Source organism: Streptomyces sp. NPDC045695 (assembly GCF_056432025.1).
Map to the genome: position 1 here is coordinate 276,837 of NZ_JBWKJU010000006.1, position 13,397 is coordinate 290,233.

Consider the following 13,397-nt stretch of genomic DNA (forward strand, 5'->3'; position numbering starts at 1 on the left):
AGGAACCCATGAGCCAGGAGACCCTGACTCTGTATGACCTGGTGCCCGCACAGGCACTGGCGGACTCGATCGACGCAGGGTACGTGACCCGCAAGTCGCACCCCGAACTGCCGCTGTCCATCTACACCTACACCCGGACGGCCCAGTACGAGCGCGTCTGGAACGAGGTCACCACGCGCTGCCGCGGACTCGTCGCCGACGACAGCACCGGCGCGATCGTCGCCCTGCCGCTGCCGAAGTTCTTCAACGTGGGCGAGCACACGTCGGGTCAGCCGTACGCTCCGGCCCTCCCCGACGAGCCGTTCGAGGTGTACGACAAGGTCGACGGCAGCCTCGCGGTCGTCTTCCACTACGCGGGCCGCTGGCGGGTCGCCTCCAAGGGCTCCTTCACCAGTGTCCAGGCGACCTGGGCGCAGCGCCGGCTCGACGGCCGGGACACCACGGGCCTGCGCCCGGGCACCACCTACCTCGCCGAGATCCTGTACCCGCAGAACCGCATCGTCGTCGACTACGGCGACCGCCGGGACCTCGTCCTCCTCGCCGCCTTCGGTGCGGACGGCACGGAGGTCCCGCTCGCCGAGGCCGCCGCGCACTGGGACGGGATCGGCTCCGTCGTCACCGTATGGCCCGCCATGCCCATCGACGAGCTGATCGCGCTCACCGAGTCCAACACCCTGCCCGGCGGCGCAGCCACGACCGGCACCCAGGCGGAGGGCTTCGTCCTGCGGTTCGCCTCCGGAGTCCGCGCGAAGGCCAAGCTGTCCGAGTACGTGCGGCTCCACAAGGTGCTGACCGGGGTCACCGAGCGGGACGTCTGGCGCGCCCACGGCATCCAGCGGTTCGCCGGGATGCCCGTGAAGCAGCTCGCGCAGGGCCTCAACTGCACGCCCGCCGACGTCGAAGCGGCGGGCGGCAAGCCGCTCGACGCGCTCCTGGAGCAGGTGCCCGACGAGTTCGACCTGTGGGTGCGCGAGGTGATCGCGCGTCTGGAGGACGAGGCCGAGCGGCACGAGCGCGCCATCGACGAGGCGTACGCGGGCCTGGCGCACCTGGCCGGCGACCGCGGGGCCTTCGCCCGCGCGGTCAGGGAGCTGGACGACCGCAGGGTGCGACCCGCGATGTTCATGCGGCTCGACGGCAAGCCGACCGCACTGACCACCTGGCGCCAGGTACGGCCGGAAACGGCCGACCCCTACGCCAGCGACGAGGAGAACGACGCGGTGCCCGCAGCCGCACACCGGCCCGCAGGCCCGCCCGCGGCCCCTTCCGCGCCGGTGCCGCCTTCGGCGCCCGTGGTCGCCCCACGGGTTCCCGCACCGGCCGCCGCCCTCACGGCGGAGCCCGGGGCGCGGGAGCCCGCGATGCCCGTCGTGCACGTCATGACGGGTCTGCCGGCCTCCGGCAAGACGACGGCGGCCCGCGCCCTCCAGGCGCGGTCCGGCGGCCGGATGCGCCGCGTCAACCTCGACGACCTGCGCAGCATGCTCGATCTGCCGGACCCGGAGCGGGGCCGCAGCTTCGCGCACGAGCAGACCGTGCTGGCGGTCCAGGACGCGGCGGTGCGCGCGGCGGTCGACGGCGGCTTCGACGTGGTCGTCGACAACACCCACCTGACCAAGAACATCCCCAAGCGCCTCAAGGCGGCGGTCGGCGGTCTCGCGACCTTCGTCGTCCACGACTTCACCGATGTCCCCCTGGAGGAGTGCCTGCGCCGGGACGCCGCCCGGGAGCGCCAGGTCGGCGAGGAGATCATCCGCGTGCTGGCCGAAAAGCACCAGAAGGCCCGCAAGGGCGGCTGGCGGCTGACGTCGGAGTGGATGAACGGCGGCTCCGCCGCGGCCGCCGTGGCGCCGGTGACGCCGTACGTCCCCGATCCGGCGCTGCCCGCCGCGGTCATGTGCGACATCGACGGCACGCTCGCGCTGACGGGTGACCGGGGGCCGTACGACTTCTCGCGCTGCGAGCTGGACCTGCTCAACGAGCCGGTCCGGCACGCGCTGGACGCCTTCCGGCGCGCCGACGGCGACACGATCGTGCTGTTGTCGGGGCGCAGCGAGGAGCACCGGCCGCAGACCGAGTCCTGGCTGGCGCGCCACGCGGTGCCGTACGACGAACTGTGGATGCGCGCGGCCGGCGACACGCGCCGCGACGACGTGGTGAAGGCGGAGCTGTTCGACGCGCACGTGCGCCACCGGTACGCCGTACGGGTCTCGCTCGACGACCGGGACCGGGTGGTCGCGATCTGGCGCCGGATGGGCCTGCCCACCTGGCAGGTCAACTACGGGGACTTCTAGTCCCCGTGGCGAGCGTGCTGATCGTCGATGCGGCGAACGTCGTCGGCTCGGTGCCGGACGGCTGGTGGCGGGACCGGCGGGGCGCCGCCGAGCGGTTGCGCGACCGGCTGGCCGAGCGGAGCGGGGCCTTCGAGGAGGAGGAGATCATCCTCGTCGTCGAAGGCGCCGCCCGGGGCGTCGAGTCCGTCCCCGGGGTACGGGTGGACGCGGCGGCCGGGAGCGGGGACGACCGCATCGTGGAGCTGGCCGCCGCCTACGCCGAGCGCGACTGCGTCGTGGTCACGGCCGACCGGGAACTGCGGACACGGGTCCGGGCGCACGGTGCGCGGTGCGTGGGGCCGCGTGCCGTACGCCCGGTGGACTGAGCCCGGTGGATGGGCGCCGGTGGGTCGGCGCCTGTGCGCCGGCCCCCGGGTCAGCGGCAGTACCGCACCTCGGAAAGGTTCTTGACGTAGCGGGCGGAGACCCAGCGCTCCTTCTCGTACGACGCCGCGCGGTCCGTCCGCCCGGAGCCGTTCGCCCCGGCGCCGTCGCGCTCGGCCAGGCGGTACCAGACGCGGTTCCCGCCGACGTTCTCGCCGTACTTCTTGCACGCGATCTCGACCCTGCTGCGCGGGTACACGTAGCCGAGGCTCTGCGAGTGCGTGGTCGGCTTGCTGCGGACCTTCAGGGGGCCCTTGGAGACGACCCTGCCGAGGGCGTACCGGTCCTCGGGGTAGGCGCCGGGCTCCGAGGCCGAGGGCTGTGCGCCGACGATGATCTCCCGCGGCGGCAGCTCCTGACCGGGACCCTCGTCAGCGCCGGCGGCGCCCGCTGCGACCAGCCCGAGAACCAGGCTTCCGGTGGCGAGAGCGAGGACGGTCCTGGTGGGGTTCAGCATGTGCCGGCTCCTCTGCGAAGACATCCGCCCGGCCGCATCGCTGGGCCCGGGGCGGCGACCAGGTGGCCGCCACGGACGAACTATGACGAGGGAGGGCTCCTCCACCCCGGTGACTCACCGCCCATTAGCCCGATATGAGCAATCTGTCCAGTCGAGGTGCGGGGGCTCGGAACGCGTCGGCCGTGCCCGCCCCCGAACGGGCACGGCCGCGCAGCGGGGCTCCGGGGGGACAGAGCCGATGCCGGACGCTGGACCGGCGCAGCAGAATCTACGGGCCCACGGCACCCGGACGCGCCCATCCACGGGTTGAGATCCGCCTACCCCTTTGGGGGGCGGCCCTATACAACCAGGGGGGTACAACAAGGGGGTTGAGGTGCACGTGGCCACACAGCGGGCGAAGCTCGCGCTGCCCAGTCGCGCCCAGGCCGTGGTGGTAGCCCACGAGTTCGGCTTCGCCGCACGCATGCCCTGATCCCCGGATGCGGCTGACGGCGTGCCGGACCACCGTGGGGGCCATGGGAAACGAAGACTACGGCGGTGGCCCCGGCGCGTATCGGACGGGCGTCCTCGTCGTGACGACCGACGTCCCCGGCTACCCGGTCGAGCAGGTCATCGGGGAGGTCTTCGGCCGCGGGGACCGAGGTGTGCGCGTACGGGACGGCCGTGGTCCTGGTCCCCGCCTCCACCTGATCTGATCCGAGAGGCCGGGCGGGCTCACGAGGCGGCCGCCCGGCGGTCGGTACGGGGCGCGGGGCCGGGCGCCGGCCGCGGTGCTGCGGTTGCGGACTCCCGCCCCGGACGCAGCCCCAGCGCCAGCCCCGCGATGACCACCGCCAGGCCCAGCCACACCGCCGGCCCCGGCACCCCGCCGCCCGTGAGGACCCCCGCGGCGGCCGCGGCCAGCGGCGCGACGCCCGTCAGCAGTCCCGCCCGGCCCGAGCCCACCTTCGCCACCGTGCGGTACCAGAGGAGGAAGGCCACGGCCGTCACCATGACGGCGAGGTACCCGGCCGCCGCCCACTGGGTGCCGTCGAGCGACCCCAGCTCGGCGGGACGCTCGAAGACGGCCGTGAGCCCCGCGAGCATCAGCGCCCCCAGCCATACCGCGTGCACGGACACCCCCCACGCGCCGTGCCGCCGCAGCACCGGCACGGCCAGGAGCGTGAACGCGGCCTCGCAGCCCAGCGCGAGCACCGCCCATCCCACGCCCGCCGCGTCCGTCCGGCCCGTCCCCTCGACCAGCACCGCCCCGGCCACCACGACCGGAGCCGCCAGCATGACCTGACGGCTGGGCCGGCGCCCCTCCAGGAACGGGCCGATCAGCCCCAGCAGGATCGGTACGGAGGCCACCGCGACCGCGATCACGGCCGGTTCGGCATGCGCGACCCCGCGGACGACGGCCACGTTGAACAGAACCAGCCCGGTCGCCGCGATCCCGGCCAGCCACAGCCACTCCCGTCCGCGCGGCCGCAGCACCGGGACCCGTGCGGCCCGGGCCAGGGCGAGCAGGAGCAGCGCCGCGGCCGCGTACCGGACGGCCTGCACGGCGAACAGGGGGGCGTCGACGAGGGACCGGGACACGGTGACGCTGCTGCCGACCAGTGCCATCCCGGCGATACCGGGCGCCAGGTCCCGCAAGGCGGTGGGGGTTGTCTTCATACCGATCAGCCTGGGACCACAATGGTCCCATGAGCAGGTCCAAAGAAGACGGCATCGAGGAGTCCAAAAGCCCGGGGGGCTCGGACTTCCTCCAGCTCGACATCGGCGCGGCCCCGGCCGGCGGCCGCACCGACTGGCTGGCCGCGCGGCTGCGCGACGCGATCACCGACGGCCGGCTTCCCGTCGGCAGCCGGCTTCCGGCCAGCCGCGTCCTCGCCGCCGAACTGCGCGTCTCCCGGGGGCTCGTCACCGAGGCCTACCAGCGGCTGGCGGAGACCGGCCAGGTCTGCGGCCGGGGCCGCGGCGGCACCGTCGTCGTCGCCGCGCCGCCCCCGACGGCCGCGCCCACGCCCGCCCCCGCGCGCGGAGGACTCGTGGACGCGCTGCGCGCCGAGCCCTGCCGGATCGACCTCTCGCCCGGGGTGCCCGACCTCACCGCCTTCCCGCGCACCGCCTGGCTGCAGGCCGAACGCCGGGTCCTCGCCGCACTCACCCCGGCGGACTTCGGCTACGGCAACCCGCAGGGCGCGCCCGCGCTGCGGGAGGCGGTCGTCGGCTGGCTGGCCCGCAACCGGGGCATCCGCGCCGACCCCGACGAGGTGGTGATCGTCGCGGGCGTGGCCCAGGCCCTGGGGCTGCTGGCGCAGGTCCTGCGCGAGGAGGGCGTCCACCGGGTGGCGGTGGAGGACCCCGGCTCGCTCGGGGCCCGGCAGCAGCTGGAGTACGGGCGGCTGGAGACCGTTCCCGTACGGGTGGACGGGGCCGGGCTGGACGTGGCCGAGCTGCGGGCGAGCGGGGCCGGCGCCGTGCTGCTCACGCCGGCGCACCAGTTCCCCACCGGGGTCGTGCTCGACGGTGAGCGCCGCCGTGACCTGCTCGGCTGGGCGGACGCCGGGGGACTGGTCATCGAGGACGACTACGACGCCGAGCACCGCTACGACCGGGCCCCCGTGCCCGCCCTGCGCGCCCTGCTGCCCGAGGGGGTCTGCTACGCCGGGAGCGTGTCCAAGCTCCTCGCCCCCGCCCTGCGGCTGGGCTGGCTGCTGGTCCCGCCGCGGCTGCGCGACCGCGTGATCACCGCCAAGCGCTACGCCGACCTCGGCAATCCGGTCCTCGCCCAGCTGGTCCTCGCCCGGCTGATGGACTCCGGAGAACTGGAGCGTCACCTGCGCTTCGTCCGCCGACGCCACCGGCGCCGCCGCGACGCCATGCTCCGGGCCGTCGCGGACCGGCTGCCGGGAGCGCGGGTGCACGGGGCGGCCGCCGGACTGCACCTGATGGTCACCTTCGACGGCGCCGGCTTCGACGACACGGCCCTGGCCTCGGCCGCCCTGGCCCTGGGGGTCAAGACCCATCCGCTGTCCTGGCACCGCCTGCGGCCGGGCCCTCCCGGCCTGATCCTCGGCTACGCGGCGGGCTCGGCCGGTGAGATCGAAGAGGGCGTCGCCGCCCTCGGCACGGCCCTGAACGGGCTGCCCGCCACCGGACGGAAAGTTTTTCGCGAACGGCGGCAACCTCCCGGGGGGTCGCGCGTCGTGCGGGGGTGAAGGGCGTGGTACCGCGCCCTCGACCCGACCGTGGAGAACCACCGTGAAGAACCTCAAGCGTGTCCCCCTGGCCGTTCGCCGCGCGGCCGTCACCGCTGCCGCCGCGGGAGCGGCCCTGGCCGTCGCCGGCCCGGCCTGGGCCGCGGGCGGCAGCCCGGCCGCGCCCTCCCCCTCGGTCAGCGTCCCCGCGAGCGCCCCCGCGTCCCCGTCGGCCAGCGCCCCGGGGGGCTCCGCGCCCTCTCCGTCCGTGAGCCTCCCCCCTCAGGCCGCCGCTCCCAGCGTGTCCCCGGCCCCGGGAACCGGCACCCAGCCGGCCGCGGCACCCTCCCCCGTCACCTCCGCGACTCCCTCCACCGCCCCCTCCACCCCCGGCGAAGCGCCCGAGCTCGCGCATACTGGCTCCTCCGCGACCACCATGGCCCTGGGAGCGGGGGCCACCGGCCTGGTCCTCGCCGGCGCCGCAGCCCTGTACACCGTGCGGCGCCGCACCAACAGCTGAGGAACCCAGTGCTCCACCTCGCACCACCCATCGGCCCCCTCACGCCCGGCTTCGGCCGGGCGTGGCGGGGCCTGCGGTCGTTGCTGCGCCGGGACCGGTCCGCCCCGCCGGGCCCCCCGCCGCTCCTCCCGCGGCCGCACGGCTCCTCGTACCGGACGCCGTACGGGTCCCCGTACGCCTACGATCCCGCCGGGCAGGGCGAGCCGCCGCCGCCCACCGTCACCGAGCTCTACCACGCGCACCGGCTGCGGATGGTCCGGCTGGCGGTGCTGCTCGTCGACGACCTCGCCACGGCCGAGGACGTGGTCCAGGACGCCTTCACCGCCCTGTACCGCCGCCACGGGGAGCACATCACCGAGGTCGACAACGCCCTCGGCTACCTGCGCACGGCGGTCGTCAACACCTCGCGCTCCGTGCTGCGCCGCAGGCGCACCGTACGGGCCTGGACCCCGCCGGCGCAGGCCGACGTACCGTCCGCGGAGGACCACGTCGTCCTGGACGAGGCGCACCGCGAGGTGCTCGTCGCGCTCGGCCGGCTGACGCCGCGCAGGCGGCAGGTCCTGGTGCTGCGGTACTGGGCCGACCTCAGCGAGGCGGAGATAGCGACCACCCTGGGGATCAGCCGGGGAGCCGTGAAGTCCAACGCGAGCCGCGCCCTGGACGCGCTGGAACGGATTCTGGAGGGACGGATATGACGCGTGACGGCGAACGCCTCGCCGGGCGCACGGCCGAGCGCCCCGTCGAGCGCCGGCTGCGGCAGGCCCTCGACGCGCGCGCGGACGGCATCGACATCCGTCAGCTGCGCCCCGCGGATCCGCCGCGGCCGCCCGTGCGGCGGCTGCCCGTGACGAGGCTCCGGCGGGTCGCGCTGCCGCTGGCGGCCCTGGCGGCGGCTGCCGCCGCCGGCGTCGGCTACCTGCTGCTCGCCCCGGCCCCGCAGACCGGGCCCGTACCGCCGGCCACTCCGCCGAGGATCACGGCTCCCGCCGCCTCTCCGGACGCCACGCCCTCAACCGCTCCACCGCGGCCCACGCCGGGCGCGGACACCCCGGGGACCCCGGAAGTGTCCTCGCCCCCCTCCAGGTCGGCGCCCCCGTCCCCGACGGCCTCGCCGAAGCCGTCGCGGCCGGTGACGCCTTCGGCGTCCGTGCCACCGTCGGCGGGTCCGCCCGGTGGGCCGGGGGGCGCCACGACCTCCTCACCGTCGGCGTCGACGCCGCACTAGGCCGTCTCTTTCGGATCTTGTCGGCCCGGCAAGATCCGGAAGAGACGGCCTAGGCACCTGGGTCCTCGCGAGGAACACCGGTCCCGGGTCGCGCGTCCGTGCCCCCCGTGCCACGTTGGTACGGGGGAAAGGGTGCATGATGCGACGCGATCCCAGGCAGCACAGGAGAGTCCACGTCATCGCGACGACCACGGTCGCCGCGCTGGTCACCCTCGCCGTCCCCGCCTGCACGGCCGCCTCCGACCAGGCCCGCGGCCCCGAATCCCCCGGCACCTCCACCTCAAACCCCGCCCGTAGCGCCGTGACGGGGACCGACCCGGCCGGGGCCGCCCCTTCGCCCACCCCCGCCCCCACGCCGTCCTATCCGCTGTCCACCGCTCCGCGCACCATCCCCGCCGTACGGGAACACGTGCCGGCGCGCGGGCCCGGCTGGAAGCCGGCCCCCGGCGCCCGGGTGGTCGTCGCGCAGGGCGACGCGGCCGCGCTGTCCGACGAGGCCCGGCTGCTCGCCGGCGAACTGGCCATCGGATACGGCGAGTCGGCCGCCCCGCGCCCCGGCGACGTCGAACTGTCCCTGGGCGCCGCGGGCTCCGGTCCGCCAGAGTCGTACACCCTCACGGTCAAGGACGGCCGGGTACGGATAGACGGCCCCGACCAGGCCGGGGTCTTCTACGGCACCCGCACGCTCAAACAGGCTGTGCGCAGCGGCGGTTCTGCCCCCGAGGGCACCGTGCGCGACGGGCCGGCCAAGCCGCAGCGGGGCCTCAACCTCGACATCGCGCGCAAGCACTTCACCCCCGACTGGATCGAGGACCGGCTGCGCGAGATGGCGGACATGAAACTGAACCAGCTCGGCCTGCACTTCTCCGACGACCAGGCCTTCCGGATCCAGTCCGACAGCCATCCGGAGATCGTCTCCACCCCGCACCTCACCAAGGCGCAGGTGCGCGCCATCACCACGCTCGCCGCCCGGCTGCACATCACCGTGGTCCCGGAGATCGACTCGCCCGGACACCTCGGAGCGGTGCTGCGCGCTCACCCCGACCTGCAACTGCGCGACGTACAGGGCCGGGCCGTGCAGGGCGCGGTGGACATATCGAACCCGGCGTCCGCCAAGCTCATCGACGAACTGCTGCGCGAGTACCTGCCGTTGTTCCCCGGCGGGGCCTGGCACCTGGGGGCCGACGAGTACCAGGCCCTGGTGGTCCGCGACCCGCAGGCCTCCTTCCCGCAGCTCGCGCGGGCGGCGCAGCAGCGGTACGGGCCCGCGGGACGCGTCCAGGACCTGGCGACCGGCTGGCTCGACGACCGCGCCGGCGTGATCCGTCCGTCGGGCAAGGCGCTCAAGGCGTGGAACGACGGTTTCTTCACCGGCGGGGTGGCGAGCGCGGCCAAGGACCTCCAGGTGGAGTACTGGACCGGCAAGGAGATCGGTGCCCGTCCGCCGCTGGAGTACCTGCGCGAGGGCCGCAAGCTCGTGAACCTCAACGACGAGTACCTGTACTACGTGCTCGGCGAGCCGAACCAGTTCACCTATCCGACGGGCCGGCGGATCTACGAGCAGTGGACGCCTCTGGTCCTGCGCGGCACCACGCCCGTCCCGGCGGCGTACGGGAAGCAGATCCTCGGCGCGCGCCTCGCCGTCTGGTGCGACCTGTCCGGCGCCCAGACCCAGGCGCAGGTGGCGCAGGGCATCCGGCTGCCGCTGGCAGCGCTGTCGCAGAAGGTGTGGGACTCCCGTCCGCCCGCGCTGCCCTGGTCCGGCTTCCAGGCCCTCGCCGGCCGGCTCTGACGGGGCCCCCTTCCTGTCCCCAGCGGTCCGCCTCCCGTAGCGGCCGCCTCCCACAGGGGCGTCCAACCACGGGAGGCAGGCGCGTCTACCAGATGGAGTTGACCCACTCCGGGTGGTCGATGAACGGGTTGCGGTTGTGCTGGTAGGTGTCGAATATGACCTGGTTGCGGCGCTGCTCGAAGGCGTCCGGCGGGTCCATCTGGTTCCACTGCTTCAGCAGGCTGATCCGGCCGAAGAGCGGCGCGGAGCCGTTGTTGACTCGGTCGTTCATCTCCAGGTCCGCGAAGCCGTCGTCGCCCTCGTAGCGGACGGCCATGTAGAGCAGCATCCGCGCCACGTCGCCCTTCACCGCGTCGCGCGGCTCGAAGGAGTCGGCGTCGGTCAGGCTGCCGGGGGCCTCGCTGACGGGGCTGCCGCCCAGGTCGAAGTCCTTGTTGCCCCGGGTGCTGTTGACGGTGACGTCCTCGGGGCGCAGGTGGTGCAGGTCGGTGCCCGGGCCGGTGGAGGTGCCGAAGTCCCCGTGGCTCTTGGCCCAGACGTGCTCGCGGTTCCAGTCGTTGGGGTCGCCGCCGTTGCTGGACTTGGACTGGGAGCGGCCGGAGTAGACCAGGATGACGTTGTTGGGGTTCGCCGGGTCCTGGTCGGTCACCTTGAGGGCGTTCCACACGCCGTCGTAGGACACCTTGGACTGGGTCTTGATGATGTTGTGGAGCGCGGTCTTGAGCTCGGCCCCGGTCTTGCCCTCGGCGGCGGCGTAGTACGAGTCCACCGTGGAGGCGGTCGTGACGGCGGTGGCAGCCGCGGCGGCCCCCGAGGCCGCCGCCGTCTGCTGGCCGGCGGAGGCGGCCGCCGGTACGGCGAACAGGGCGACGGCGGCGAGGCCGGCTGCCCAAGGAGTCAGGCGCGAGATTCTCATCAGGGTGGGGGTACCTCTCCATACGCACCGTCCCCACCTGGGGAATTGGCGGGGTGTCAGTGGAGCGAGGCTCACATTGTCATGTGCCGGACAGGTAAAATCCATGTGTCGGGGAGCACACCTCGCGGCGGAGTGATGCGAAGAGGAAGGCCGCCATCCCCTTGGGGACTCCCAGATCCGGGGGAGGGGCGCGACGCATGGAACGGGCCGACGGGTGATGCGCAACTGACGCTGTACGCAAGGTACTTGAAAGAGCGCACGCCGACGAGCCGACGCCCGCGACGGTGTGCGGGGGCCGGCTCTACGTCGTCAGCGCACGCCTCGGCTCCGGCCGGTCGGGACCGGCCGGAGCCGAGGCGGTCGTCAGCTGCCCGTGGTGACCTGTGGGGCCGGCTCGTTCTTGTAGTGCGACCCGAAGTTCTTCTTCACGGCCGCTTCCCAGGAGCCGTCCGCGACCATCTTCTTCAGGGCTTCGTTGATCTTGCCCTGGAGTTCCTTGTCGCCCTTCTTGAGGCCGATGCCGTAGTTCTCGTTGCTCAGGTTCTGGCCCAGCAGCTTGAACTTGCCCTCGTTGCCCTTGCGGGCGGCGTACCCGGCCAGGATGGCGTTGTCCGTGGTCATGGCGTCGACCAGGTTGTCCTGGAGGGCGACGATGCACTCCGAGTACCCGCCGAGCTCCAGCGTGGCCGCCTTGGGGGCGAGGTTCTTCTTGAGGTTCTCCGCCGAGGTGGACCCGGTCACCGAGCACAGCTGCTTCGAGTTGAGGTCCTCGGGCTTGTTGATGGAGCTGTCGCCGGCGCGGGTCAGCACGTCCTGGTGCGCGAGGAAGTACGGACCGGCGAAGTCGACCTTCTCCTTGCGCTTCTCGTTGATCGAGTAGCTCGCGACGACGAACTTGACCTCGTTGTACTGGAGCAGCAGCTCGCGGTCGTTGCTGAAGACCTGCTTGAACTCGATCCGGTCCGGCTTGTAGCCGAGCTCCTTGGCCACGTACGTGGCGACGTCCACGTCGAAGCCGGTGAAGGTGCCGTCGCTCTCCCGCATCCCGATGCCGGGCTGGTCGAACTTGATGCCGATGGAAAGGGTCCCCTTGTCCTCGTCGTCACCAACGCACCCGGAGGCCGTCAGGGCGAGGGCGATCACTACGGCGACCGCACCGGCCTGGGGAACCTTCATTCTGCAACTCTTTCCTGGGGGGACGCGGGCCGCGTACCGGGATCGCCGGGGCGTGTGGAACCGCGGAAACACGGGGGACGTCGAGACATGTGTACGAGGAAGCTAGGAAGAGGGTGGGCGCAGCGTCACTAGATTTGAGCAAAACTTGAGCATAACGATCTGGGTCGGCCGTAGATTCTGTGGCGGATCAAGGGTGGGGCAGAGAAAAGGGGCGGGCGTGGGGACAGGTTCGGTACGGGTGGACGGGAATGCGCTGCTACTGGGTGAAGGGGTGCAGATCCGGTTCATCCGGACACTCCGGTTGCCCGAGTCGGGTACGCACGCGCTGCCGCCGAGGCTCGGGGAGTTCCCGCTGAGGCGGGTGGAGGACTATCCGGACACCGTGCCGCCGGAGTGGCTGGCGAAGGGCGGCGTGATGCTGCCCGTGTACCTGCGCGAGGCGATGTGGCTGAGCTTCGGCGGGACCCGGGAGCCGGCCGCGCTCCAGGTCGGCGTCGGAAAGGTGTGCGCCGTCTCCGGCAAGCGCTGGACGGGCGGCCTGGGCCGCGGTCCGCAGAACTACGTGGTGCTGCCCCGGCAGCCGTGGCTGGACGGAATCAACTCGGGGGACGGCACGGTGCGCCAGTTCGTCGCCGTCCCGCTGGGGCTCGGAGCCACCGTCGAGGGTCAGGTCACCGGCGAGGAGACCACCGGCGGCGTGCAGCTCCAGGCGTTTCCGCTGGGGGCGCTGGCGCTGGCGCAGTGGCGGCGGGAGCAGCAGGCCCGACCCACGCCGCCCAGGGCCCCCGGCGGCGGCGCCGTGTACGGGGCCGCGCCCGCCCCCGGAGGCTTCGGCGGCGCGGTTCCCCCGCCGATGATGGCCGCGCCGAGTGCGCCCGCCGCGCCCTCGGGCGTCACGCGGGGCGCGGCGGGCCCCCAGTCGGCCCCGCCCGCGACCGCGGCGATGGGGCTGGGCGTCGGCGGCGCGATGCACCAGGAGGTGTACCGGGACGACCGCCCGCTGTCCGACTGGGCCGCGGAACCGGCCGCACGGGTCTTCGTCCACCTGGTGCCGCCGCCCGCGTGGCGCCGTATCACCGGGGAGGAAGCCCCGCCCTCGCCGATCGACCGGGCCGCCTACACCCGGGCCGGGCTGCCCTGGTTCGACTACTACGACGAGTCGGCGGCCGATCTCGCACCGGCCGACGCCCTGGGCCGGGTGAAACCGGTGGGGGAGTGGCTCGGCGACGACCACACTCCGTGGGTGGAGCCGGCCCCCGGGCAGGTCAAGCCGCTCGGGAACGCCCCGAGGCCGGGCAAACCCGTACAGGACGGCGACTGGTAGCCCGGGCCGGCGGCCCGCGGTATGCCCCCTTCCTCCCGTGGCGCTCCGGCGCCGGACTGGCTGGGAACGTACGGTCGTCCAGGGC

13 protein-coding genes are annotated in these 13,397 nt (G+C 73.7%); 9 read left to right on the forward strand and 4 right to left on the reverse strand.

Going from position 1 to position 13,397, the window contains the following annotated elements:
* Window positions 1-8: 8 nt before the first annotated feature.
* The gene (locus AC07DU_RS14025) at window positions 9-2,294 is read left to right on the forward strand and encodes a phosphatase domain-containing protein (RefSeq protein WP_479111492.1); all 2,286 of its coding nucleotides are present in this window, start codon (window positions 9-11) and stop codon (window positions 2,292-2,294) included.
* 5 nt (window positions 2,295-2,299) lie between these two features.
* Window positions 2,300-2,659, forward strand: a complete 360-nt coding sequence (locus AC07DU_RS14030; protein WP_360905107.1) for an NYN domain-containing protein — start codon at window positions 2,300-2,302, stop codon at window positions 2,657-2,659.
* A 50-nt stretch (window positions 2,660-2,709) separates the two neighbouring features.
* Here AC07DU_RS14030 and AC07DU_RS14035 read toward each other — a convergent pair whose 3' ends face one another.
* Entirely contained in the window at window positions 2,710-3,174 is a 465-nt protein-coding gene (locus AC07DU_RS14035; RefSeq protein WP_479111494.1) for a hypothetical protein, read from the reverse strand.
* Window positions 3,175-3,689: 515 nt separating this feature from the next.
* Here AC07DU_RS14035 and AC07DU_RS14040 point away from each other — a divergent pair.
* Window positions 3,690-3,869, forward strand: a complete 180-nt coding sequence (locus tag AC07DU_RS14040; protein ID WP_479111612.1) for a hypothetical protein — start codon at window positions 3,690-3,692, stop codon at window positions 3,867-3,869.
* A 19-nt stretch (window positions 3,870-3,888) separates the two neighbouring features.
* Here the strand turns inward: AC07DU_RS14040 and AC07DU_RS14045 are convergent, their stop codons facing one another.
* Window positions 3,889-4,833: a DMT family transporter gene (locus AC07DU_RS14045; protein WP_479111496.1), complete on the reverse strand. Its 945-nt coding sequence runs from the start codon at window positions 4,831-4,833 to the stop codon at window positions 3,889-3,891.
* 29 nt (window positions 4,834-4,862) lie between these two features.
* On the opposite strand from AC07DU_RS14045, the gene pdxR reads away from it, so the two are divergent.
* The 5 genes from pdxR (at window position 4,863) to AC07DU_RS14070 (ending at window position 9,896) form a co-directional block, all read left to right on the forward strand.
* Entirely contained in the window at window positions 4,863-6,380 is a 1,518-nt protein-coding gene (pdxR, locus tag AC07DU_RS14050) for a MocR-like pyridoxine biosynthesis transcription factor PdxR (protein ID WP_479037306.1), read from the forward strand.
* Window positions 6,381-6,423: 43 nt separating this feature from the next.
* Window positions 6,424-6,879, forward strand: a complete 456-nt coding sequence (locus AC07DU_RS14055; RefSeq protein WP_479111498.1) for an LPXTG cell wall anchor domain-containing protein — start codon at window positions 6,424-6,426, stop codon at window positions 6,877-6,879.
* A gap of 8 nt (window positions 6,880-6,887) precedes the next feature.
* Window positions 6,888-7,574: an RNA polymerase sigma factor gene (locus AC07DU_RS14060; protein ID WP_479111500.1), complete on the forward strand. Its 687-nt coding sequence runs from the start codon at window positions 6,888-6,890 to the stop codon at window positions 7,572-7,574.
* Window positions 7,571-8,104 (forward strand): hypothetical protein, encoded by a 534-nt coding sequence (locus tag AC07DU_RS14065; RefSeq protein ID WP_479111502.1) that lies wholly within the window; start codon window positions 7,571-7,573, stop codon window positions 8,102-8,104. Before AC07DU_RS14060 ends, AC07DU_RS14065 begins: the two co-directional genes overlap by 4 nt.
* A 136-nt stretch (window positions 8,105-8,240) precedes the next feature.
* On the forward strand, window positions 8,241-9,896 hold the full coding sequence (locus tag AC07DU_RS14070) for a beta-N-acetylhexosaminidase (RefSeq protein WP_479111504.1): 1,656 nt from the start codon (window positions 8,241-8,243) through the stop codon (window positions 9,894-9,896).
* Between the two features lie 85 nt (window positions 9,897-9,981).
* Here the strand turns inward: AC07DU_RS14070 and AC07DU_RS14075 are convergent, their stop codons facing one another.
* Both AC07DU_RS14075 and AC07DU_RS14080 read right to left on the reverse strand, forming a co-directional pair.
* Complete coding sequence (locus AC07DU_RS14075) at window positions 9,982-10,812, reverse strand: endonuclease I family protein (protein WP_360904009.1); 831 nt, start codon at window positions 10,810-10,812, stop codon at window positions 9,982-9,984.
* Window positions 10,813-11,175: 363 nt separating this feature from the next.
* The gene (locus AC07DU_RS14080; protein WP_479037289.1) at window positions 11,176-11,988 is read right to left on the reverse strand and encodes a glutamate ABC transporter substrate-binding protein; all 813 of its coding nucleotides are present in this window, start codon (window positions 11,986-11,988) and stop codon (window positions 11,176-11,178) included.
* Between the two features lie 217 nt (window positions 11,989-12,205).
* Between AC07DU_RS14080 and AC07DU_RS14085 the strand changes: the two genes are divergently transcribed.
* Window positions 12,206-13,312, forward strand: coding sequence for a hypothetical protein (locus AC07DU_RS14085; RefSeq protein WP_479111506.1), 1,107 nt, complete (start codon window positions 12,206-12,208; stop codon window positions 13,310-13,312).
* Window positions 13,313-13,397: the final 85 nt, after the last annotated feature.

Coding starts and splice junctions, on each gene's coding strand:
- AC07DU_RS14065 (WP_479111502.1), top strand. CDS start 7,571: ATGACGCGTGACGGCGAACGCCTCGCCGGGCGCACGGCCGAGCGCCCC.
- AC07DU_RS14045 (WP_479111496.1), bottom strand. CDS start 4,833: ATGAAGACAACCCCCACCGCCTTGCGGGACCTGGCGCCCGGTATCGCC.
- AC07DU_RS14040 (WP_479111612.1), top strand. CDS start 3,690: ATGGGAAACGAAGACTACGGCGGTGGCCCCGGCGCGTATCGGACGGGC.
- AC07DU_RS14080 (WP_479037289.1), bottom strand. CDS start 11,988: ATGAAGGTTCCCCAGGCCGGTGCGGTCGCCGTAGTGATCGCCCTCGCC.
- AC07DU_RS14025 (WP_479111492.1), top strand. CDS start 9: ATGAGCCAGGAGACCCTGACTCTGTATGACCTGGTGCCCGCACAGGCA.
- AC07DU_RS14070 (WP_479111504.1), top strand. CDS start 8,241: ATGATGCGACGCGATCCCAGGCAGCACAGGAGAGTCCACGTCATCGCG.
- pdxR (WP_479037306.1), top strand. CDS start 4,863: ATGAGCAGGTCCAAAGAAGACGGCATCGAGGAGTCCAAAAGCCCGGGG.
- AC07DU_RS14075 (WP_360904009.1), bottom strand. CDS start 10,812: ATGAGAATCTCGCGCCTGACTCCTTGGGCAGCCGGCCTCGCCGCCGTC.
- AC07DU_RS14035 (WP_479111494.1), bottom strand. CDS start 3,174: ATGCTGAACCCCACCAGGACCGTCCTCGCTCTCGCCACCGGAAGCCTG.